The sequence below is a fragment of the Thermanaerothrix daxensis genome (assembly GCF_001306145.1).
Taxonomy (GTDB): domain Bacteria; phylum Chloroflexota; class Anaerolineae; order Anaerolineales; family Anaerolineaceae; genus Thermanaerothrix; species Thermanaerothrix daxensis.
In genome coordinates, this window is the sequence record NZ_LGKO01000002.1 from 63,370 (window position 1) to 84,794 (window position 21,425).

Annotated in this window: 19 protein-coding genes; 10 read left to right on the top strand and 9 right to left on the bottom strand. The window is 61.5% G+C overall.

Annotated elements, in window-relative coordinates; translation table 11 throughout:
- Window positions 1-104 precede the first annotated feature (104 nt).
- Window positions 105-479 carry a nuclear transport factor 2 family protein gene (locus SE15_RS00355; protein WP_054520134.1) on the top strand — a complete coding sequence of 125 codons (375 nt, stop codon included), beginning with the start codon at window positions 105-107 and terminating at the stop codon, window positions 477-479.
- On the opposite strand, the gene SE15_RS00360 is transcribed toward SE15_RS00355, so the two are convergent.
- Entirely contained in the window at window positions 476-1,567 is a 1,092-nt protein-coding gene (locus SE15_RS00360) for a GGDEF domain-containing protein (protein ID WP_054520135.1), read from the bottom strand. The two genes, SE15_RS00355 and SE15_RS00360, sit on opposite strands and share 4 nt — an antisense overlap.
- Window positions 1,568-1,781: 214 nt before the next feature.
- Between SE15_RS00360 and SE15_RS00365 the strand changes: the two genes are divergently transcribed.
- On the top strand, window positions 1,782-2,426 hold the full coding sequence (locus SE15_RS00365; RefSeq protein WP_054520136.1) for a response regulator: 645 nt from the start codon (window positions 1,782-1,784) through the stop codon (window positions 2,424-2,426).
- Window positions 2,427-2,452: 26 nt separating this feature from the next.
- Window positions 2,453-3,295, top strand: coding sequence for an inositol monophosphatase family protein (locus SE15_RS00370; protein ID WP_152965486.1), 843 nt, complete (start codon window positions 2,453-2,455; stop codon window positions 3,293-3,295).
- Here the strand turns inward: SE15_RS00370 and SE15_RS00375 are convergent.
- On the bottom strand, window positions 3,264-3,860 hold the full coding sequence (locus SE15_RS00375; RefSeq protein WP_054520138.1) for a nitroreductase family deazaflavin-dependent oxidoreductase: 597 nt from the start codon (window positions 3,858-3,860) through the stop codon (window positions 3,264-3,266). The genes SE15_RS00370 and SE15_RS00375 overlap by 32 nt on opposite strands.
- 187 nt (window positions 3,861-4,047) lie before the next feature.
- Here SE15_RS00375 and coaE point away from each other — a divergent pair, with 187 nt between their 5' ends.
- From coaE to der, 4 genes are read left to right on the top strand one after another with little or no spacing between them, the layout of a single operon-like run.
- Entirely contained in the window at window positions 4,048-5,187 is a 1,140-nt protein-coding gene (coaE, locus tag SE15_RS13925; protein WP_083461585.1) for a dephospho-CoA kinase, read from the top strand.
- A gap of 36 nt (window positions 5,188-5,223) precedes the next feature.
- Window positions 5,224-6,108, top strand: coding sequence for a diadenylate cyclase CdaA (gene cdaA, locus SE15_RS00385; RefSeq protein WP_201778030.1), 885 nt, complete (start codon window positions 5,224-5,226; stop codon window positions 6,106-6,108).
- A gap of 3 nt (window positions 6,109-6,111) precedes the next feature.
- On the top strand, window positions 6,112-7,374 hold the full coding sequence (locus SE15_RS00390; protein WP_054520139.1) for a CdaR family protein: 1,263 nt from the start codon (window positions 6,112-6,114) through the stop codon (window positions 7,372-7,374).
- Window positions 7,375-7,389: 15 nt separating this feature from the next.
- Window positions 7,390-8,751 (top strand): ribosome biogenesis GTPase Der, encoded by a 1,362-nt coding sequence (gene der / locus SE15_RS00395; protein ID WP_054520140.1) that lies wholly within the window; start codon window positions 7,390-7,392, stop codon window positions 8,749-8,751.
- Here the strand turns inward: der and SE15_RS00400 are convergent.
- Complete coding sequence (locus tag SE15_RS00400; protein WP_201778031.1) at window positions 8,748-9,872, bottom strand: VIT1/CCC1 transporter family protein; 1,125 nt, start codon at window positions 9,870-9,872, stop codon at window positions 8,748-8,750. The two genes, der and SE15_RS00400, sit on opposite strands and share 4 nt — an antisense overlap.
- A 146-nt stretch (window positions 9,873-10,018) precedes the next feature.
- On the opposite strand from SE15_RS00400, the gene SE15_RS00405 reads away from it, so the two are divergent.
- Window positions 10,019-11,209 carry a L,D-transpeptidase gene (locus tag SE15_RS00405; RefSeq protein ID WP_160316629.1) on the top strand — a complete coding sequence of 397 codons (1,191 nt, stop codon included), beginning with the start codon at window positions 10,019-10,021 and terminating at the stop codon, window positions 11,207-11,209.
- An 8-nt stretch (window positions 11,210-11,217) separates the two neighbouring features.
- Here the strand turns inward: SE15_RS00405 and SE15_RS00410 are convergent, their stop codons facing one another.
- From SE15_RS00410 to pdxS, 6 genes are all read right to left on the bottom strand, one after another.
- Window positions 11,218-12,570 carry a citrate (Si)-synthase gene (locus SE15_RS00410; RefSeq protein WP_169786532.1) on the bottom strand — a complete coding sequence of 451 codons (1,353 nt, stop codon included), beginning with the start codon at window positions 12,568-12,570 and terminating at the stop codon, window positions 11,218-11,220.
- Between the two features lie 60 nt (window positions 12,571-12,630).
- Complete coding sequence (locus SE15_RS00415) at window positions 12,631-13,449, bottom strand: IclR family transcriptional regulator (RefSeq protein WP_054520143.1); 819 nt, start codon at window positions 13,447-13,449, stop codon at window positions 12,631-12,633.
- A 121-nt stretch (window positions 13,450-13,570) separates the two neighbouring features.
- Window positions 13,571-14,446 carry an amino acid ABC transporter permease gene (locus tag SE15_RS00420; RefSeq protein ID WP_054520144.1) on the bottom strand — a complete coding sequence of 292 codons (876 nt, stop codon included), beginning with the start codon at window positions 14,444-14,446 and terminating at the stop codon, window positions 13,571-13,573.
- Between the two features lie 69 nt (window positions 14,447-14,515).
- The gene (locus tag SE15_RS00425; protein WP_054520145.1) at window positions 14,516-15,400 is read right to left on the bottom strand and encodes a transporter substrate-binding domain-containing protein; all 885 of its coding nucleotides are present in this window, start codon (window positions 15,398-15,400) and stop codon (window positions 14,516-14,518) included.
- 254 nt (window positions 15,401-15,654) lie between these two features.
- Complete coding sequence (pdxT, locus tag SE15_RS00430; protein ID WP_054520146.1) at window positions 15,655-16,272, bottom strand: pyridoxal 5'-phosphate synthase glutaminase subunit PdxT; 618 nt, start codon at window positions 16,270-16,272, stop codon at window positions 15,655-15,657.
- A 19-nt stretch (window positions 16,273-16,291) separates the two neighbouring features.
- Complete coding sequence (gene pdxS, locus SE15_RS00435) at window positions 16,292-17,179, bottom strand: pyridoxal 5'-phosphate synthase lyase subunit PdxS (RefSeq protein WP_054520147.1); 888 nt, start codon at window positions 17,177-17,179, stop codon at window positions 16,292-16,294.
- A gap of 115 nt (window positions 17,180-17,294) precedes the next feature.
- On the opposite strand from pdxS, the gene icd reads away from it, so the two are divergent.
- Window positions 17,295-18,644 (top strand): NADP-dependent isocitrate dehydrogenase, encoded by a 1,350-nt coding sequence (gene icd, locus SE15_RS00440; protein ID WP_054521291.1) that lies wholly within the window; start codon window positions 17,295-17,297, stop codon window positions 18,642-18,644.
- The gene (gene acnA, locus SE15_RS00445) at window positions 18,641-21,352 is read left to right on the top strand and encodes an aconitate hydratase AcnA (protein ID WP_054520148.1); all 2,712 of its coding nucleotides are present in this window, start codon (window positions 18,641-18,643) and stop codon (window positions 21,350-21,352) included. Before icd ends, acnA begins: the two co-directional genes overlap by 4 nt.
- Window positions 21,353-21,425 lie beyond the last annotated feature (73 nt).

Genomic DNA, 21,425 nt, shown 5'->3' on the forward strand with positions numbered 1-21,425 from the left:
TGGTTGGAAAGGCGCACTAATACCGCAGAGTCATCCCTGGAGAGCTGGCCTTCTTCTTACCTTCCTTTTTGCGCCCGGCTCGGATCTAAAAGGAGGTGTGGGCGATGAGAATGGCTCGTGTGGAGGCGGCCACCCGTTTGGTCCTGGCTTTCAACGAGGCTTTCAACCGGCATGATGTGGATGCCATGATGGCCTTGATGAGCGAGGATGTGGTGTTTGAAAATACCAGCCCGGCACCGGATGGGAGCGTGTACCACGGCAAGGAAGCCGTGACCCGCTTCTGGGAGGAGTTCTTCCGTCAATCGCCGCAGGCACACATTGAAATTGAAGAGATTTTTGGAATGGGCTTTCGGTGTGTGATGCGCTGGCGCTATACCTGGGTGGATGCGAGTGGGGCAGCGGGACACGTTCGTGGCGTAGACATTTTCCGTATCAAGGAAGGACGCATTTGCGAAAAGCTTTCTTACGTGAAGGGTTAGGGGGCTTCCCACTCCACCCGATTGCGCCCGTTGTGTTTGGCGCGATACAGCGCCAGGTCGGCGCGCTTAATCAGGCTATCAGGGGTGTCCTGCTCGCGGCTCAGGGTCACTCCAAACGAAGCCGTTACCGGGATGCCCTGGTTGAAATCAAAGCCTTCCACCGTTTCGCGCAGGCGCTGTGCCAGTTGTAGGGCGCTTTGCGCCTCTTGCTCGGCTGCCAGGATTAGAAATTCCTCACCGCCCCAACGCCCGATTACATCGCCAGCACGGATTTGGCGTTGCAAGCATTCTCCCACCTGGCGCAGAATGACATCACCACTTTCATGTCCGAAGGTGTCATTGATGAGTTTGAAGTGGTCAATGTCAACCAGGATCACCGTGAAGGGTTTGCGGCGGGCGAGATGCTCTTCCAACAGGCGATTCAGACCGCGCCGGTTCGGCAATTGGGTCAAACTGTCGGTGTGTGCCATTTGGTGCATCTGGTTGGCCGCCAGTAGGGTTCGGCTGAACTCGTCTTTGGTGCGGGCAAGCACGAAGAGTAAGAAGGAGAGCCCGGCGATGCGCACCTCTAGTCGCAGGAATTCAACCCCGAGCAGGCTGGGGCCGTCCCAAAAACGCCACAGGCCGAGTACCGAGGTGACTACCAGGTGAAAAACGCTTAACCCCAGGGCCAGATGGCGCGGCAGGGCGATGTAACCGATGACAAAGATGAAGGCAAAGACCCAAAAAACGGCTTCGACCTCAGCCCAGACGCTGGCCAGATTCGGGGTGAAAAACAGCAGGTACACCAGTTTGCTCAGGAAAAGCAGGCTGATGGTGAGCAAAACCGTGCGTTCAATCCATGCCAGGGGAATGCGCGGCCAGAGCAGGGCGGCGCTCCAGGCCAGGCCAGCCAGGATCAGCACCGGGTACGTGATGGCAATGAAAGGGTTATCGGTATGGTGCTGAAGCCAGACGGCCAGGATAGATGGAATGCCTGCCAGGCTGGCGAAAAGGTAAAAGTAGCGCCGTCGGCGTTCCCAACGTCGGGTGATCTCGAAGGGGGTTTCGGCGGGAGCGGGAATCTCGGAGGAGGGCCTATCGGTCATGCAGAGGGATGCTATCCAGGGTGTTTTGCGTGATGCTATTATCGCACAGGAGTAGGGGGTTGCACAAGATGCGATTATTACGATGTGAATAGTGTTATATATGATCGAGGGCTGAAAGTAACTTCTGTCAGGGGGGCACATTGCAAAATTGTAAGGTGTGCCTGTTGTGGTCGGGTGCTTGCCCCTCTGGTCAAAGCAGGCTAGAATAGAGGGCATGAACATTCCTTATGGCCCGATCCTGGTTGTTGAGGACAATCCCAATGTGCGGGAATTGCTCGAGGTAACCCTGCACTTTAAGGGCTACCCGGTGGTGTCGGTGGAGAACGGGCAGGCAGCACTGGAATTCATTGCCCGTGAGCACCCGGCGTTGATCGTAACCGACATCCTCATGCCGAAAATGGATGGGTTTGCGCTGGTGCACACGCTGCGCAAAGACCCGCGCACCACGCGCATCCCCGTCATTTTTATCTCAGCCACCTACATCACCCCCGAGGATAAGGCCTTTGCCATGAGCCTGGGGGCGGTGCGTTTTATTGAGAAGCCCATTGATACCGAGGATTTTTTGCTCACGGTGGCAGAGGTGCTGACCGAAGATCTGGCCGTTATGCCGCCACCGTTGGATGACCTGGAATTCTACCGCGGTTACCGGGAGCGCTTGGAGCACAAACTGCGCCACAAGCAGATGCAACTGACGCGCATTGAGCGCCTGCTCCAGACCCTACCGGAGGAGCAGCGTCCGGCTTTTGAGTTGCTGCGAGCACGCACCCTGGAGGACCGCGATCAGATTCAACGTGAACTCAATCAGCTTTACCGCATTCTGGATGAACAGGGGCGCTTATCCGCCGCCGGTTCTTTCTAATTCCTTGTCAAACTTAGAGGTGGAACATGCCGATGCTTCCGAACGTGGAAGAGGTGATTGCCTGGGCGCGTGAAGCCGGAAACCTTCTGCTGGAGGGATTGGGCCGTGCCCATGAAATTCGTTATAAAGGGGTGACCGATCCCGTTACCGAGATGGATCGCGCTTCAGAGGCTTTGCTGATTCAGCGCATTCGCAGTGCCTTTCCGAACCACACCCTTATCACCGAGGAGAGCGGCACGCTGGGCGAGGAGAAGGCGCAGTGCTGGTACATTGACCCGCTGGATGGCACGGTCAATTACGCGCATGGCTTGCCCATTTTTGCCGTCTCGGTGGCTTATGTGGAAGCCGGGGTGCCCCAGGTGGGGGTGGTCTTTGATCCGACCCGCGATGAGTGTTTCTACGCTGTGCGCGGCCAGGGCGCTTACTTGAACGGCCAGCCTCTGCGCCCGACCGAGACGGCGGATTTGATCCACAGCCTGCTGGTGACGGGCTTCCCTTACGATATGAGCGGGCGCGAGCCAGATAACCTGGATTTGTACGCCCACTTTGCCCGCCGCACTCAGGGGGTGCGGCGCCTGGGTTCGGCAGCCCTGGATTTGTGCTACGTGGCGGCGGGCCGTCTGGATGGTTACTGGGAAATGGGTGTGGCGCCCTGGGATATTGCCGCTGCAATGGTCATTGCCGAGGAAGCGGGGGTCGTCGTGACGCGCCTGACCGGCGAGCCGGACCCCTTGCGCTCCCCGTGCAACCTGCTGGCGGCGAATCCGCGTCTTTATCCTTCTCTGCTGGCGGAAATTCGCGCCGTCCTGGGCCTTGCGGAGCCTCTCTCCACCGAGATCAGGCGCGGCGACGGCCGCGGCGCGCTTTGAGCCAGACCCACAGTGTAATCAGCGGCCACACCCAGGCCAGATCGCCCGGGCCATTGGCCCCGGTGCGCGGTGCCACCCGGCGTAAGCGAATTACCCGGTAGTGGGCAGTGCGTGAGGAGAGGGCGGTTTCATCTTGGGGGGAGGGGGCACCGAAGAGACGTGCCATCAGGCCGCCGGAGGCCAGCACGGCTCTAATGGCCTCCTCGCGCAGGGCCGGCTCGAGAATCTCTTCGGCCAGGCCCACCCACCAGCCATCCGGCAGCCACAATTCGACCTGCGGGTTGGCAAGAAGGTTGCGGTACCAGTCGCTGGTGGGGCCAAAGCCAGTGACACAGTAAATCTCGCCGTTGAGCAGGGCGTAGTTGAGTGGGGTGAGGTAGCGTTTTCCGCTTTTGCGTCCGCTGTGGATGAGGATCAGGATGCGTCCGCTCAGGGCAGGCCAGAAGTTGAACCAGGGCCCCAGGCCCAGCCGCCACAACAGGACAATTAAGGTGTTGAGACGGTGCAGAAGGCGCGCCAGCAATGGGCGCTTATCAAGTTTAACCTTTGGGGATGTCTCCATCATAAAATTTATTGTACCTGCTTTCGGGCTTTCTTTTACTTAACAAGGGGCATTTTTTCACTTTGACATTCTGACCGGGGAAGGCTAAAATCAGGCATGAGGACGCTCAGAGAGGGGGGCCGTGGCTGGTGGGGCTGCCATTCCTGCAAGAGCAAATGGGTGCGTTGCCCGGGAGGTTGTGAGAGAAGCCGTGAGTCAATGGCCTGGTAAGTATGTCATCGGGTTGACCGGTAATATTGCCACCGGTAAGAGCGTGGTGCGGCGCATGCTGGAGCACCTGGGTGCCTACGGCATTGACGCCGATGCCCTCGCGCATCGCGCCATCGCACGCGGGGCGCCGGGGTATCAGCCGGTTGTGGATCTCTTCGGGCGCTACATCCTCGGCCCAGATGGGGAAATTGACCGACGCCGCCTGGGCAAAATTGTTTTCAATGATCCGGTGGCGTTGGCCGATCTGGAACGCATTGTGCATCCGCTGGTGGCCCAGGCCATTGATTTTCTGGTGCGCCGCGCCAGCCAGCCGGTGGTGGTGATCGAGGCCATCAAACTGGTTGAGGCCAATTTGCACCGCGCTTGTGATAGTTTGTGGGTGGTGTATGCGCCGGCGGATGTGCAACTGGCACGCCTGATGCGCACCCGCGGCCTGACCGAGGCCGAGGCCCGTCAGCGCATGGCCGCCCAACCCCCGCAGGAGCAAAAGATGGCGCTGGCGGATGTGATCATCCGCAATGCGGGCACGTTTGAGGACACCTGGAAGCAAGTGGTGGCCGCCTGGCGGCGTCTGGTGCCGATGGCCGAGGCGGGTGCCCCGGCGGCAGAGACGGTGAGTACCACCCCGGTGGCGTTAGAGGTGGTGCGTGGGCGCCCGCGAGATGCGGCTCAGATTGCCGCACTCATTAATCGCCTGCGCCCGACAAACCCACCGCTTGCGGCGGATGATATTATGGCGGCGTTTGGCGAGAAAGCCTTTCTCCTGCTGCGCGCCGGTAAGACCCTGCGGGGGGTGATGGGCTGGCAGGTGGAGAACCTGGTGGCGCGCACCACGGATATCCTGCTGGAAGCCAACCTGCCGCTGAAGTCGGCCCTTGCGCTGTTGATCCAGGAGATGGAGCGTGCCTCCAAAGACCTGCAGTGTGAGGCCTCCCTGGTGTTTGTCACGCCGGAACTGGCGCGGCAGGATCTCATCTGGCGCGAACTGGGGTACGTGCCGACCACGCCGGAGCAACTGGAGGCTCTGGCCTGGCAGGAGGCGGCCCGCGAATCCATGCCGCCGGGGACAATCCTGCTGTTCAAAAAACTGCGTCAGGAGCGCATCTTGCGCCCGATTTAAGGTCGTAGATTCTGATGGGCGAGGAAAAGGGTTGCCGTGCCGGATATACTGGGTGAACTGCTCTTCATTTTCCAGCGCTTCAACTGGCTAAGCGCCCTTGACCTGTTTCTGGTGACCTTGGTGTTCTTCGGCATTCTGATGCTGCTGCGGGATACCCGGGCCCTGGTGCTGATGCGGGGTGTGCTCTTGCTGATCGTCTCGCTTAGTCTGGTCACCAGCCTGATTGACCTGCCGGCATTCTCGTGGCTCATCCGCACCGCCCTGCCGACCCTGGTGCTGGCAATCCCGGTCATTTTTGCGCCGGAGATACGGCGCGGTCTGGAGCGCCTGGGGCGGGCCGGTTCGGCCCAGGGCTGGCTCTGGCGCGCCCCGACCTCGACCGAGGCTGCGCAACGCACCATTCGGGCGGTGGTGAGCGCGTGTGCTCGCCTTTCGGCACGTCAGCACGGTGCGCTAATCGTCTTTCAGCGCGGCGATAGTCTGGAGGAGTACGCCCGCACGGGGGTTCCCCTCAATGCGGAGGTGACGGCAGAACTCCTTCTGCAAATTTTCTACCCCAATACCCCGCTCCACGATGGGGCGGTGATCATCGCCGATCAGCGCATTGTGGCGGCGGCCTGTGTGATGCCGCTTTCCTCTAGCGGCATTCTCAATCACTCGCCTGAGCGTCAGATGGGCTTGCGGCACCGCGCGGCCCTGGGTACTTCGGAGGCCACGGATGCGGTGGCGGTCGTGGTCTCTGAGGAGACGGGAGCGATCTCGGTGGCGCACGGCGGGCGTATCATCCGCCGCCTGGATGCTGAACGTCTGGAGAACATCCTGCTGGCGTTTTACCAGCCGGTGCAGAGCTCGCGCAATCTGCTGGATATGATCCGTGCCGCGCGGCGCTCCACCCCTACGCGACCGCGGAAGGAGGACTGAGCCATGGTTTGGAACTGGCTACGGCGTGCCTGGCGCATGGTTCCGGCGTTTGTGACGGCCTTCCTTCTGGCGCTGGCAGTGTGGGTCTCGGCTGTGACGGCCAATGATCCCAATGAAGAGGCGATATACCCACGCCCTGTTTCTATTAGTGTGGTGGGTAAAGACCCGAACCTGATCCTCAGCCCGGAAGATCTTTCACCGGTAACGCTGACGCTGCGGGCGCCACGCTCACTATGGAATGCGCTGACCAGCGAACCGGAGGCCGTACGGGCTGTGGTGGACCTGACCGGGCTGGGGCCCGGGACGTATGCCGTGCCGGTTCAAGTTCAAGTCGGCCTGCGTCCGGTGCGTGTCATCTCCTACTCACCTAAGACGGTGACCCTGACGCTGGAGCGCCTAGAATCGCGCGAGATGCCGATCCGACTGGTGGTCAACGGCACACCGGCAGGCGGGTTTAGCGCTGAGGCTCCTGTGCTGAATCGGGAGAGGGTGGTGGTGAGCGGCCCGGAATCCCGCGTCAGCAAGGTGGCCGAAGTGCAGGCCGTCCTGGATATCAGCGGGGCCAGTGAGAGCCTGACCCGCACGCTCCCTCTCCAGGCTTTGGATGCCAGCGGCAACCCGGTTAGCGGGCTGACCCTGGTGCCGGATCGAGTGACGGTGAATGTGGCCATCCGTCAGCGTTTCGGCTACCGCAATGTGGTGATCAAGGTGGTGCTCCAGGGGCAGGTGGCCAGTGGCTACCGCCTGACCAACATCGCCGTTTTCCCGCCGGTGATCACAGTGTACTCGGACAATCCGCAGAGCGTCACCGATTTGCCGGGCTACATCGAAACAATGCCGCTGGACATCACCAACGCCAAAGATGATCTGGATGTGTTGGTGCCGCTCAACCTGCCACCGGGAGTTTCTGTGGTGGGAGATCAAACCCAGGTGCTGGTGCGGGTGGGCGTTGCGGCCATTGAGAGCAGTGTCACCCTACCCAATCTGCGCGTGGAGGTCAGCGGGTTGGCGCCGGGGTACACGGCGACCGTTTCTCCGGAGGCGCTGACGGTGATCCTCAGCGGGCCGGTGGCGCTGCTAGACCGTCTCCAACCGGGCGATGTGCGGGTGGTGGTCAACGTGCAGGATCTGCCGCCTGGCACGCATCAGGTAACGCCCACGGTCGAGGTGCTGTTGAGCGATCTTCGGGTAGAATCCATCCAGCCGGAGACGGTGGAGGTGGTGATCAGTCGCGCTTCGGCCCCCACCCCCACCCGCCGACCCTGAGATGGAGGAGATGATATGGCGAAACCCCTGGTAGCCCTGGTGGGTCGCCCGAATGTGGGCAAAAGCACGTTATTCAATCGCCTGGTAGGCGAGCCGCTTGCCATTGTGGATGGCGTTCCCGGCACCACGCGTGATCGCCTGATTGCCGAGGCCGAGTGGACGGGCCACCCCTTCCTGGTGGTGGACACAGGGGGCATTGACCCGCGCGTGGGGGGAGAGCGCCCCCTTTCGGTGGGTTCGGCGGAGTACATTGAGCAGATTCGCGCCCAGGCCGAGATGGCGATTGAAGATGCGGATGTGGTGCTTTTCCTGGTGGATGCCAGCAGTGGCGTGACCCCCGCCGATATGGAGGTGGCGAATCTGCTGCGGCGCAAACAGCGCATTATTGAGGGGAAACCCCACCCGCCAGTGCTGTTGGTGGTCAATAAAGCGGATCATGAGAGTTTACGCCAGCAGGCGGCGCAGTTCTACGAGCTGGGGCTGGGCGAACCCCACGCCATCTCGGCACTGCACGGGCTGGGCATCGGCGACCTTTTGGATGAGGTGGTGGCGCACCTGCCGCCCGCGGCTGAGGCCGAGGAGGAGGAAGCGGTCAAAATTGCCATTGTGGGGCGGCCCAACGTGGGCAAGTCCAGCCTGCTCAACCGTCTGGTGGGAGAAGAGCGCGCCATCGTCAGCCCCATTGCCGGGACCACCCGCGATGCCATTGATACGCCCATTGAGTACCAGGGCATCCCGATCACGTTGATTGATACGGCGGGCATTCGCCGCCGCGGGCGCATTGAGCCGGGGGTGGAGAAATACAGCGTCCTGCGCACCCTGCGCGCCATTGAGCGCTGTGATGTGGCACTGCTGATGCTGGATGCCACAACCGGCGTCACTGCCCAGGATGCCCACATTGCTGGCTACATTCTGGAAGCCAATAAGAGCGTGGTCGTCCTGGTCAACAAATGGGATGCAGTGCCCAAGGACAGCCAGACCATGCAGGAATACACCCAGCGCATCCGTCAGGAATTGAATTTCATGGACTACGTGCCGATTTTGTTCATCTCGGCAAAAACCGGCCAGCGGGTGGACCAGGTGCTTCCGCTGGCGCTCAAGGTGCAGGAAGAGCGCCTGGCACACCTGCCCACGGCCCACCTCAACCGCATTTTGCAGGCGGCACAAGACGCGCACACCCCCACTTCACGGACGGGCAAGAGCCTGCGCATCTACTACGGCACGCAGGTGCGCACCGACCCGCCCACCTTCCTGATTTACGTCAACGACCCCAAACTGGCGCACTTCACCTACCTGCGCTACCTGGAGAACTGCATCCGCCGCGAATATCCCTTCACCGGGACGCCGATCCGCCTGGTACTCAAGCCGCGCCGCTAGCCGGCAATGCTCACGCCGATGAGGCGACCAATGCCGAAGGTGACTGCGGCGGCCAGCAGACCGAAGATGACCATGCGCAGGCCGGAGTAGAGCACCGAGCGCCCGGTGAAGAGGGTGATGGCCGCGCCTAGCCCGAAAAGGGCCAGAATGCTGAAGAGGATGCTGGCGATGACGGCGCTGAAGCCGCTAAAGAAGGCGAAAGGCAACACCGGAAAGATGGCGCCGAGGGCAAAGAGCACGAAGGAGGTCAGCGCGGCTTCCCAGGCCGAGCCGCCCAGTTCCTGCGGATCCACGCCGAGTTCTTCGCGTGCCAGGGTGTCCAGCGCATTTTGCGGGTCGCTCAGGATCTGCGTGGCCAAGGCGCGGGCCTGTTCGGGGGCCAACCCGCGCGCTTCGTAGATGAGCGCCAGTTCCTCAGCCTCTTCTTCCGGAGCGTGGGCAATTTCTTCGGCTTCGATGGCGATCTGGTGGCCGTAAAGTTCGCGAGCGCTTTGCACCGAGAGCCACTCGCCCAGGGCCATGGAGATGGCGCCGGCCAGCAGGCCGGCCAGCCCGGTAATGAGCACGGTGCGATTGTCCAGGGCAGCCCCGGCGACGCCCATTACCAGGCTAAGGTTGGAGACCAGGCCGTCATTGGCGCCGAGCACTGCCGCGCGCAGGGCGTTGCCGCCGGTGGCACGGTGGCGGCCCTCCAGTTGCGCCAGGGCGCTGCCCGAAAGCCCGCCGCGAGCCAGGCGGGCAATCTGCCCCAGAACCAGGGCGTGGCTCTGCTCCTGGCGGCTCATGGCCGCCGGGGCGCCCTGCTGGGCGTAGCCGCTGGCGCCGCCGCGTTCCATGCCCTGCAGAGCGGGCAAGATCAGGGCAGGGCCGAAGCGCGCGGCCAGCCAGAGCAGCAGGCGCGTGCGCAGGGGTGGGTGGAAGGTGGGCACCTGGCCGCCGGCCGCGCGGATGCGCTCGGCCCAGGCCGCGGCATGGCGCTCTTCGGTTTCGGCCAGGCGCTGGTAAATTTCGCGCAGGCGCGGGTCGGCTTCAGCGGCGGCCAGATAGCGGTAGATATGCGCGCTGTTGCATTCATCCAGGTAGTTTTCGATCAGCGTGGGAAGGGGCAGGAAAGCGTTCACGGCTCAACATCCTCGGGGAAAAATTTGGGTACGCCTCTGATTCTACCCGCTGTGGGCGCGGGTGGGGTGAAAAAGGGGGTATAACTTGACCCCCGCGCCGGGCTATGTTTATAATGAGCCCACGGATGATGGAGGACGAGGTGAGCATGCGACGACGAAAGCGCATGAGGTGGGTGGTGGGAGTGATTCTGGTGCTGGCGCTGGGACTGGCGGGGTGGGTGGTAGCGCCCGTCCGCGCGGAAGATGCCCCCTGGCGCGAATCCTACGGCGGGCGCCCACTGTGCCTGCCGGGGGTGTACCTCAGCGACCCCGGCGATTGCCTGCCGTTGGGGCCGGCCCAGCGCCTGACCGAGTGGGCGCGCCTGGGGCTGACCCTGCCCCCGCGGCCTCTCCCGGCCACTTCCCCCGATCCGGCCCTGAATGAGAGCCCGGCGCTCATCGCCCGCATCAACCTGCCGGCCGAAGAGCCCGCTCCCCTCTACGCCAGCCTGGAGGATGCCGTGGCGGGACAGAACCCGGTACGCTTCATTGACCCCGGGCCACTGCGCTACGTCTCTTACGTGGAGGTGCAGCGCGTCAACGGCAAGCCCTTCGTGCGCCTGCGCTCCGGTGAGTGGCTGCGCGCCTCACCCATTGCCTACGCCACCTTCCAGGGGCTGGTCTTCCACGCCACGCCGACGCACGATTTTGGCTGGATTGTGGATCTGGCCGGCCCGGCGGAGGTGCGCGCGGCGCCGGGTTATGCGGCGCCCAAGACCGGCACGGTGCTTAAACGCTACCAGGTGGTGCCCATCTACACCGTCCAGCGCGTGGGCAACATGGATTGGTACATGATCGGCCCCGATCAGTGGATTGAGCGCACCTTCATCCGCCAGGTGCGCGTCAACCCCACCCCGCCACCGGGCGTGGAAGGTAACCGCTGGATCGAGGTCAACCTCTACGACCAGACCGTGGCGGTTTACGATGGGGGGCGGTTGGTCTTCGCAACCCTGATTGCCAGCGGAGGCGAGCCGTTCTACACCCGGCCGGGGCTGTTTAAGATCTACAAGAAGAAGATGACCGAGACGATGAGCGGCGCATTTGCCGCCGACCGCTCGGATTACTACTACCTGGAAGATGTGCCGTGGACGATGTACTTTGATGAGGCGCGCGCCCTACACGGGGCTTACTGGCGGGCGTGGTTCGGCTTTCCGCAGACCCACGGCTGCGTCAACATGTCCCTCGGTGATGCCCACTGGCTCTTTGAGTGGGCCCACGAGGGGGATTGGGTGTACGTGTGGGATCCTTCTGGCCAGACGCCGACCGATCCTTCCCTCTACACGCCGGGCGGGGCCTGAAATCGCCCTCAGGCCACCGGGGTTGAGGCTAGTGGCGCCGGCGCGGTCTCATCCGCCTGGGCGATCATGGCCTCCAGCATCTGGCTGGTGATGGACTTGGGGCGCTCCAGCGGCTTGTAAAGCCCACGCGACCACACCGTCTGGGCGGTGACTCCCAGCATGCGGCTGATGCCGAAGAGGACGGTGTAGAAATCCAATTGGCGCACGCCAAAGTGATAGAGCAGGGCGCCGCTGATGGCATCCACGTTGGGCCAGGGGTTCTTGACCTTGCCCAGAGAAGCCAAAACGCGCGGCACCACCGCATAAACGCGCTTGACCAGGCGGTAGAGGGTATCCTGCGGGAAGTAGGTCTCGGCCAGATCGGCCAGCGCGGTAAAGCGGGGGTCCACGGTGCGCAGGACGGCGTGCCCGTAGCCGGGGATGGTCATGCCCCGTTCCACTTGCTCACGCACGTAAGTTTCCAGTTGCTCTTCACTGGGCAGTCCGCCAAAGTGGTGCAACACCCGCAGCAGCCAGCGCGTGCACTCCTGATTGGCCAGGCCGTGCAATGGGCCGGCCAGGCCGTTGATGCCGGCGGATGCGGTGAAGTAAATATCGGCCAGCGAGGAGGAGACCACGTTGGCCGAGTAGGCGGTGACATTGCCGCCCTCGTGGTCGGAGTGGAGCACGAAGTAGAGGCGCATCAGTTCAACGAAGATGGGGTCATCGCTCCGCCCGATCATGTAGGCGAAATTGGCGCTCCAATCCAAATCGGGATGGGGTGGAATGTGCTCACCCTGCCGGTATTTGCGGTTGTAGATGTAGGCGGCCAGGACGGGCAGTTTGGCGGTGAGGTTGAGGCTGTCTTCCAGGTAGTAGCCCCAGAAAGCCGGTTTGGAGATGCCCTCCTCGTAGCGGCGGGCAAAGATGGATTCGGTTTGCAGAGCCAGAATGGCCTGCGAAAGGAGCGTCATGGGATGGGTCTGGTGCGGCATGGCATCAATCACCCGAAAGACGTGCTCGGGGACGGCCATGCGTTCTTTCCAGGTTTCTTCAACTTCCCAGGCCTCGGTCTCGTCCGGTACCTCGCCCGTCATCAGCAGGTAGTAAAGCCCGCCAGCCAGGGGAAAGGCCGAATTGCGGGCCTTGGGCAGTACCCGGAGCAGTTCAGGGATGGTAAAGTCGCGAATGCGGATGCCCTGATGAGGATCTACGTAGGAGGTGTCGGTGATCAGCAGAGTGACCCCGCGTATCCCGCTGATGATCTGCTCCAACGTGACTTCACTGATTTTGAACTGCCCGTAGTGCTTCTTGAGGTAGTCCAGACGCTGGCGCTGCTCATTGAGGTGATAGGCCAGGCGTTCTTTCATTCTGTGGCTCATGCGGCATTCCTCCTGATGGAAAAATGATAAAGGGGGGTGGTTTGAAGGTAGGAGATGGTCTTAACGGGCGTGCTCATGGGCACCTCCGGCCGTGGCCAGGGAGGGAAAGAGCGGGTTGGGGCGCCAGCCCATTTCCAGTGAGATCTCGCGGGCGGCGGCCAGCAGTTGCGGCAGGTGGGCGGCAATTTTCTCATCCGTCAGGCGCTGGGCCGGGCCGGAGACGGTGATGGCGGCGTGGATGGCGTGAGTGCGGTCGAAGATGGGCACCGAAACGCCATTGGCTTCGGCGATCCATTCGCCGTGGCTGATGGCATATCCCTGGGCGCGGATGAGTTCCAATTCCTGCAAGAGGGCGCGGCGGTCGGTGATGGTATAGGGGGTCAGGGGCTGCAGGTCGGTTTGTTCCAACAACGCCTCCTGTTCGGCGCGGGGCAGGAAGGCCAGCAGCACTTTACCGGCCGAGCCTGCGTAGAGGGGCAGGCGTTGCCCTAGTGGGGCGACCAGGCGCAGGCTGTGGGGACTTTCCAGGCGTTCGACGCAGATGCGTGCATCGCCATCCAGGATGTAGAGACTGACGGTCTCCATGGTCTCGCGGTGCAGGGTCTGCAGGTGGGGCAGGGCCAGTGTGCGCACATCCAGGCTGGCCAGGTAGGCATCGGCCCAGGAAAGCACTCGCGGCCCGATCCCGTAGAGCGAGGTGGTGGGGTCCTGCACCAAAAGCCCCATTTCGCGCATGGCTTGCATCAGTCGGCCGGTGGTGCTGACGGAGAGGTTGATTTTGCGTGCCACCTGTCGTACCCCCATTTGGCGTGATTCGGCATTAAAGCAGTCCAAAATGCAGGCAATACGCTCAAGGAGTTGCACTTTTTCGGGTAGCATGCTTGCGCTCCTCAGTCAGCCGGCGTCCCACAGAGAGGGACGCTGTCCCGGTGACTTAAACACATTATAGAGAGGCCCCTGATAAAAGTCAACAAAAATCATCCTAATTGTTCTAAATTTCTCAAACCCGGTGCATGCGCTTTTCAATGGCCTTGACGATGAACGATAGCACCATGGTCATGGTCAGGTACATGACGGCCAGTGTGGTATAGGCTTCCTGGTACTGGAAGGACCGTGCAGCGTAGAGGCGGGTGACCTGGGTAATATCGCGCACGGCGAGCACGGAAACCAGCGACGAATCTTTGAGCATGGAGATGAAATCATTGCCCAGAGCCGGCAGAATATTGCGCACGGCCTGAGGCAGGATGACGAAGCGCATGGCCTGGCCGTAGGTCATGCCGAGTGAACGCGCCGCTTCCATCTGGCCCTTGGGGATGGATTGAATGCCGGCACGGAAGACCTCCGCCAGAAAAGCGCCGTAGGTGATGGAAAGGGCGGTGATGGCACGCACGCCCATAGAGATGGCATTGTTTTCCAGGCTGCTCAGACGGCTGCCCAGCTCGCCGGCCCCCACCCCGCTCAGCCAGTGTCCCAACTGGTTGAGCGCGCTGACCACCCCGGGCATGCCAACCAGGGCAATGTAGAAAATCAGGACCAGCATGGGAATGCCGCGCACCAGTTCAATGTACAACGTAGCGAGGTTTTTGAAGAGGAGGTTATTGGACAAACGCCCCAGCCCGGTGATCAGACCGATTACCACGGCGATGCCAAAGGCAAAGAGGGTGGTGCTGAGGGTGATGCTCAGCCCGACCTTGATAAAATCAAAGGCTTGGCGGTACGAGGGACGGCTGTAGATGGTAATGGCGGTGTAGATGGCAATCAGGCCCATTGCCACCAACCACCAGGGAATGGCCTTCAAGCGCGCACCCCAGTGCAAGCGCGGCCACGACACCCCAAAAATGGCCTGGAACCACTTAATAGATAAGCGATTAAGCATTGCCTCCTCCGTTTGGCAACCGTATGGGGCTACCGCCTGCGGGCAAGGCAGGCGGTAGCAAGGGGAGCCTTAAGGTTGTTTGAAGTCCGGGCCGAAGTATTTGAGATTGTATTTTTCCAGCGTGCCGTTGGCTTTCAGAGCGGCGATGGCCTGGTTGACCGGGCCGACCAGGTCACTGCCTTTGGGGAAGGCAAATCCCAGTTCATCGCTGGAGATGGGCGGGCCGATGAGTTCAAGTTGATCGGCGTTTTCGCCCACGTAGCCCAATCCGATCACCTCGTCCATGATCACGGCGTCCACATCGCCAGAAAGCAGGGCTTGCACGGCAAAGGGGAATTGCTCAAAGCCCTTGATGCGCGTTTCCGGTAGGTACTTGGTGGCGGTTTCGTAGTTGGTGGTGGCAATCTGGGTGCCCAGGATCAGGCTTTGATTAGCCACAAAGGTCTCTAGGCTGTCAAAGCGATTTTCGCCCTTGCGCACCAATAAACGCTGCTGAATTTGCAGGTAGCCATCCGAGAAATCTACCATCTGCTTGCGTTCTTCGGTGATGGTAATGCCATCCGCGGCCACATCGTACTGCCCCAGGGAAACGGCTTGGATCAGCCCATCCCAGGCGGCTTCAACGAAGACGGGGGTGCAGTGCAGGAGGGTGCAGATCTCGCGCCAAACGTCGTAATCCCAACCGCCCGGTTCACCGGTTTGGACGGAAATGTAATTGAAGGGTGGGTAGGCGTTTTCCACCGCAATGGTGATCTTGCGGCAGTTCAGATCTACCAGGGCCGTCTCCGCACTGCCCAGACAGCCTTCAGGTTGAGCAGCGGTTGTTGGGGCGACTGCGGTCTGGGTTGAAGCCGCCGTGGGCGAGGGGGGCACCGGGGTGGCGGCAGGCGCACAGGCTGAGAGCAGGATGGCCGCCAGGGTTATTCCAACCAGGATCTGTCGAAAAGTTTTCATTGCTGTCTCCTCCAGAGGTACACCGAAATATAAGAAATATAAAAGCCCTTCCTTTGGCTTCGGAAGGGCTTGTTGCACCACGTTGGATCAAATCGGTAACGGCTTCAGCCAAGCGGCACCAGCCCTTCCACGGGAAGGGTCTTTGGCTTTGGTTGACGCTTGACTTCGAGCCCGATTAACATGCCATTTTTATAGCAAAGGTTGCGTGCTTTGTCAACCGCTGACGCGATTTTTTAAGGTGAATTTTGTCTTATTCAGCGGGACACCGCCGCATCCTGATGGAGTGGGGTTACCTCCTGCACCATCTTCAAGAAGAAGCGGTGAAAGCGCGTGTCGTCCGTAAGTTCGGGGTGGAAGGAGGTGGCCAGCCAATGTCCCTGGCGGGCGGCGACGATGCGTCCATCTGAGAGAGTGGCCAGGATTTCAACCTCTGCTCCTACTCGCTCAATGATGGGGGCGCGGATGAAGACGGCGTGGAAGGGACGCGCCGTCTCTTCAACCTGGCGCAGGGCAGGCACGTCGAGATCTATCTCAAAACTTTCCACCTGTCGCCCGAAGGCATTGCGCTGCACCTCGATGTCCATCAACCCCAGCAGAGGCTGGGGGCGACGCGCATCTTTGGAGAGAAAGATGGCGCCAGCGCAAGTGCCCCACACGGCATGGGAGCGGGCGAAGGCGCGCAGGGGTTCCATCAGGCCGAAGTCGGTGGCCAGTTTACCGATGGTGGTGGATTCGCCGCCGGGGATGATCAGACCATCCAACCCTTCCAGATGGGCAGGCAAGCGCACCTGGCGCGTTTGAACGCCCAGGCGTTCCAGAATGTGCTGATGCTCGATGAAATCCCCCTGGAGGGCGAGGACGCCGATGTGCATACTCACCTCCTCCCAGGGCTTACCAGCCGCGCCCGGCCATCATCTCATGTTCGGCCAGGCTGGCCACCGTGCGCCCGACCATGGGCTCGCCCAGGTTGCGGCTGACCTCGGCCAGGATGTGCGGTTCGTTGTAGTGGGTCACCGCTTTGACGATGGCGGCGGCGCGCTTGGCCGGATCGCCGGATTTGAAGATGCCCGACCCGACAAAGACTCCATCCATGCCCAGTTGCATCATCAGGGCAGCATCGGCGGGGGTTGCAATGCCACCAGCGGCAAAATTGACCACCGGCAGGCGACCTAAGGCGCGGGTTTCCATGACGAGTTCGTAGGGGGCGCCAATCTCTTTCGCGTAGGCCATCACCTCTTCTTCGGGTAGGCTCTGCAGATGACGGATTTGCCCCAGGATGCGCCGTGCATGGCGCACGGCTTCCACCACGTCGCCGGTGCCGGCTTCGCCTTTGGTGCGGATCATGGCGGCTCCTTCGCCGATGCGTCGCAGGGCTTCACCCAGATCGCGCGCGCCGCAGACGAAGGGCACCTTGAAAGCGTGTTTGTTGATGTGGTGCTCTTCATCGGCGGGGGTGAGCACCTCGGATTCATCAATGTAGTCCACCCCAATGGCCTCTAGAATTTGGGCTTCGACAAAGTGTCCAATGCGCACTTTGGCCATGACCGGGATGCTAACTGCGTCCATGATTTTGAGGATCAGTTCCGGGTCGCTCATCCGCGCCACCCCGCCCTGAGCGCGAATATCCGCCGGAACGCGTTCCAGCGCCATCACCGCGACTGCCCCGGCATCTTCGGCAATGCGCGCTTGTTCCGGCGTGACCACATCCATGATGACTCCCCCTTTCAGCATTTGCGCCAGCCCAACCTTGACCTTGAACGTGCCTTTTTCTGCGTTCATGAGAGTCACCTCCGTTTTCAAATCCTGCGATTGACTGACATTTTACCACTCTAATGAAAGATTGGCGCTCTTTCATTATGACCCAAGCGCTCCACTTTCGCGCTATAATTTGGGCATGGCTTACGAATACCCTTCCCCTCCCCCTCATGGCGAACCCATCACGCATGCAGATGGGCGCTGGCAGGTGCCGGATCGCCCCATCTTGCCCTTCATTGAGGGCGATGGTTCCGGCCCTGAGATCTGGCGCGCTACGCGCACGGTCCTGGATGCGGCTGTAGAGGCGGCTTATGGAGGCCGCCGTCAGATTCAGTGGTACGAGGTCTTTGCCGGTCAGAAGGCTTTTTGGCGTTTTGGGGTGTGGCTGCCGGAAGAGACCCTGCGCGCTTTTGAAACCTACAAGGTCGGCATCAAGGGGCCACTGGCCACCCCCATTGGCGAGGGGGTACGTTCGGTGACGGTGGCACTGCGGCGCACCCTGGATCTCTACGTCTGCCAGCGACCTGTGCGCTGGCTGCCCGGCGTGCCCTCGCCGGTGCGCCACCCCGAAAAGGTTAACATGGTGGTGTTTCGCGAGAACACCGAAGACCTGTACGCCGAGATCGAATTTCCTGCCGAAAGCGAGATTAACCAGGCGTTTCAAGCCTGGTTGCAGGCTCATTACCCCGAAGCCTATGCGCGCCTGCGCTTCCCGGCCAGCACTGCCTTCAGCCTTAAGCCGATCTCGCGCCATGCCACCGAGCGCCTGGTGCGCGCCGCCATCCGCTGGGCGCTGGCCAACCGCCGCCGTAGCGTGACCCTGGTGCACAAAGGCAATATCATGAAGATGACCGAAGGTGCCTTCCGCAATTGGGGGTACGACCTGGCCGAGCGTGAATTTGGTGATCGGGTGTACACCCAGCGCCAGTGGGAACGCACCCGCCTGGCTTACGACGAGGCCACGGCCAATCAGGAACGCCAGGCTGCCCTGGAAGCGGGAAAATTGTGGGTGAAAGAAGTGATCACCGATGCGGCATTTGAGATTGCCATTACGCGCCCGCATGAATTTGATGTGCTGGCCACCCCGAATTTGAGCGGCGATTACCTCTCCGACGCGCTGGCAGCGCTGGTGGGTGGGCTGGGTATTGCGCCGGGTGCCAATTTCAACGAAGAGACGGGGGTGGCGATCTTTGAAGCCACGCACGGCACCGCGCCCACCCTGGCGGGCAAAGATGTGGTCAACCCCACCTCGCTCATTCTTTCGGGCGAGATGCTGTTGCGGTATATCGGCTGGCATGAAGCCGCCGATCGGGTCATCGGTGCGCTGGAGAAGGTGATTGCGGCCCGCCAACTGACCCAGGATTTGTACCACCTGACCGAGGGCGCAACTCTGCTCAAGACCTCGGAGTTTACGCGTGCGCTGGTGACTGCCATTTATGAGAACTTCTCGGCAGATGAGAGATCTGGTTTGGAAGAGGTGGACGGATGACAACCTTACCCCAACCCGCAATTCTGACTCTGGAAGACCGCTCTTATCGTTATTATCCCCTGGAGGCGTTGTTGTCGCCGGATCGCCTGGTGCGCCTCCCCTTTGTGATACGCATCTTTCTGGAAGGTGTGGTGCGGCAAGCCGCGCAGGGGCGAGCCGGGCTCGAGGATGTGGAGCATTTGGTGGCCTGGCAGCCCCAGGCGGAGCAACGCCCTAGCCTGCCCTTCTTCCCCGGGCGGGTGGTGATGCAGGATTTCACAGGTGTGCCGGTGCTCAACGATCTGGCCGGGATGCGCGCCGCGGTAGCACGATTGGGCGGTGACCCGGCGATGGTTAATCCGCAGGTACCGGTGGACCTGGTCATTGATCACTCTGTGCAGGTGGATTACTACGGCATGCCCGATGCCTTTCGACTTAATGCGGAGAAAGAGTTTGAGCGCAATCGCGAGCGCTATGAGTTCTTGCATTGGTGTCAACGAGCCTTCAAGAACCTGCGCATTGTACCGCCCGCTTCGGGCATCGTGCACCAGGTCAACCTGGAGTACCTTGCGCGCGGTGTGCTGACCGTTGAGGAGGCGGATGGGCTGCCCATGGCATTCCCGGATACCCTGGTGGGTACCGATTCGCACACCACCATGATTAACGGCCTGGGAGTTGTTGGCTGGGGGGTTGGCGGGATTGAGGCCATTGCCGCCATGCTGGGTGAACCCATTGAGATTGTTGCGCCGGATGTAATCGGTTTTCGCCTGAGCGGAAAGTTGCCCGAGGGCACCACCCCCACTGACCTGACTCTGACCATTGTGCAGATGTTGCGTCGCTTCGGGGTGGTGGACAAGGTGGTCGAGTTTTTTGGACCTGGCCTGGATCATCTGACCCTGGCCGACCGGGCCATGATCGCCAACATGGCGCCTGAAAGCGGTGCCACCATGCTTTACTTCCCGGTGGATGCCCAAACGCTGGATTACCTGCGCTTTTCGGGGCGACCGGAGGCGCTGGTGCGCCTGGTTGAAGCCTATTACCGTGCCCAGCACCTCTTCCGCACAGCGGAAACGCCCACCCCGACCTACACGGCGGTGCTGGAACTGGATATGGGGCAGGTGGAGCCCAGTCTGGCCGGGCCGCGTCGTCCCCAAGATCGCGTGGCGCTGGGAAACGTGCCGGCTAGTTTCCGTCAGGCGCTTACGGCGCCGCGCACGGCGAACGGCTTTGGGGTGCCAGAAGCCGAGCAGGCGGCCGAGGTTGCGGTCAACCTGGATGGGCAGACGATGACCCTGCGCCACGGTTCGGTGGTGATCGCGGCCATAACCTCCTGCACTAACACTTCCAACCCGTATGTGATGGTGGCCGCCGGGCTGCTGGCAAAGAAGGCTGTGGAGCGCGGTCTGCGCACTCCCCCTTACGTCAAGACCAGCCTGGCGCCAGGTTCGCGTGTGGTGGTGGATTACCTGGCAGCAGCCGGGTTGCTCAAGCCCCTGGAGGCGTTGGGCTTCCACCTGGTGGGTTTCGGTTGTACCACCTGCATTGGCAATGCCGGACCATTGCCCGAGCCGATTGTGGAAGCCATCAAAGCCCAGAATCTGGTGGCGGTGGCGGTGCTTTCGGGCAACCGCAACTTTGAGGGGCGCATCAGTCCCCATACCCGCGCTAACTATCTGGCTTCGCCGCCGCTGGTAGTGGCCTATGCGCTGGCCGGTGAAATTGGGCGCGACCTCACACGCGAACCGCTTGGTTACGATCCACAGGGACAGCCGGTCTACCTGCGCGATCTCTGGCCTTCAAGCCAGGAGGTGTTTGAGACCATTCAGCGGGCAATCACACCGGAGTTGTTTGCGCGAGATTACGCTGACCTTTATGCCGGCAACCCGCTCTGGAACGCCATCCACAGCGGTGAGGGATTGCTTTATACCTGGGATGCGCGCTCGACCTATCTGCAAGAACCGCCTTTCTACGAGGTGCCGCAGGAGGCTACCTGGGTGGCCGATATCCGCGGTGCGCGGGTGCTGGCACTGCTGGGCGATTCGGTGACCACTGATCACATTTCGCCGGCTGGCACCATCCCGGTGAACACCCCTGCCGGGCAGTATCTGATTGCGCAAGGCGTGCCACCTTCGGAGTTTAACTCCTACGGCTCACGGCGCGGCAATCATCAGGTCATGGTGCGTGGGACGTTTGCCAACATCCGCCTGAAAAATCTGCTTGTGCCGGGGGTCGAAGGGGGCTACACCCGTCATTTTCCCGAGGGTGAAACGATGACCATTTACGAGGCGGCCATGCGCTACCAGGCTGAGGGCGTGCCACTGCTGATCCTGGCGGGCAAGGAGTACGGCACCGGCTCCAGCCGCGATTGGGCGGCCAAAGGCACGCGCTTGCTGGGCGTGCGGGCGGTCATTGCCGAGTCTTTTGAGCGCATCCACCGTGCCAACCTGGCTGGAATGGGGGTCCTGCCTCTGCAGTTCCTGCCCGGGCAGAACGCCCAGAGCCTGGGACTGAGTGGCGAGGAGGTTTATGATCTTCGCGGTCTGGCCGGGAACCTATTCCCGGGAGCCCGGCTGGAGGTGCGGGCACAGCGTGCAGATGGCAGTGAAGTACGCTTTGAGGTCATCCTGCGCCTGGATACCCTCAACGAGGTGCGTTATTACCGTCAGGGCGGGTTGCTGCCGGCGGTGCTCAACCACCTGTTGGGGCAGCGGGCGGCAGCCAACCCCTGAAAGGTGCCCACGCAGTCCGTTATTATGTTAAAATCCAACGGCGTAGAGCCTCTACGCCGTTGATTTTTTGCTG

Coding starts and splice junctions, on each gene's coding strand:
- SE15_RS00390 (WP_054520139.1), top strand. CDS start 6,112: ATGGTTTGGAACTGGCTACGGCGTGCCTGGCGCATGGTTCCGGCGTTT.
- SE15_RS00425 (WP_054520145.1), bottom strand. CDS start 15,400: ATGAAAACTTTTCGACAGATCCTGGTTGGAATAACCCTGGCGGCCATC.
- SE15_RS00420 (WP_054520144.1), bottom strand. CDS start 14,446: ATGCTTAATCGCTTATCTATTAAGTGGTTCCAGGCCATTTTTGGGGTG.
- SE15_RS00405 (WP_160316629.1), top strand. CDS start 10,019: ATGCGACGACGAAAGCGCATGAGGTGGGTGGTGGGAGTGATTCTGGTG.
- SE15_RS00415 (WP_054520143.1), bottom strand. CDS start 13,449: ATGCTACCCGAAAAAGTGCAACTCCTTGAGCGTATTGCCTGCATTTTG.
- SE15_RS00370 (WP_152965486.1), top strand. CDS start 2,453: ATGCCGATGCTTCCGAACGTGGAAGAGGTGATTGCCTGGGCGCGTGAA.
- SE15_RS00360 (WP_054520135.1), bottom strand. CDS start 1,567: ATGACCGATAGGCCCTCCTCCGAGATTCCCGCTCCCGCCGAAACCCCC.
- SE15_RS00365 (WP_054520136.1), top strand. CDS start 1,782: ATGAACATTCCTTATGGCCCGATCCTGGTTGTTGAGGACAATCCCAAT.
- SE15_RS00375 (WP_054520138.1), bottom strand. CDS start 3,860: ATGATGGAGACATCCCCAAAGGTTAAACTTGATAAGCGCCCATTGCTG.
- SE15_RS00355 (WP_054520134.1), top strand. CDS start 105: ATGAGAATGGCTCGTGTGGAGGCGGCCACCCGTTTGGTCCTGGCTTTC.
- acnA (WP_054520148.1), top strand. CDS start 18,641: ATGACAACCTTACCCCAACCCGCAATTCTGACTCTGGAAGACCGCTCT.
- pdxS (WP_054520147.1), bottom strand. CDS start 17,179: ATGAACGCAGAAAAAGGCACGTTCAAGGTCAAGGTTGGGCTGGCGCAA.
- icd (WP_054521291.1), top strand. CDS start 17,295: ATGGCTTACGAATACCCTTCCCCTCCCCCTCATGGCGAACCCATCACG.
- der (WP_054520140.1), top strand. CDS start 7,390: ATGGCGAAACCCCTGGTAGCCCTGGTGGGTCGCCCGAATGTGGGCAAA.
- pdxT (WP_054520146.1), bottom strand. CDS start 16,272: ATGCACATCGGCGTCCTCGCCCTCCAGGGGGATTTCATCGAGCATCAG.
- SE15_RS00410 (WP_169786532.1), bottom strand. CDS start 12,570: ATGAGCCACAGAATGAAAGAACGCCTGGCCTATCACCTCAATGAGCAG.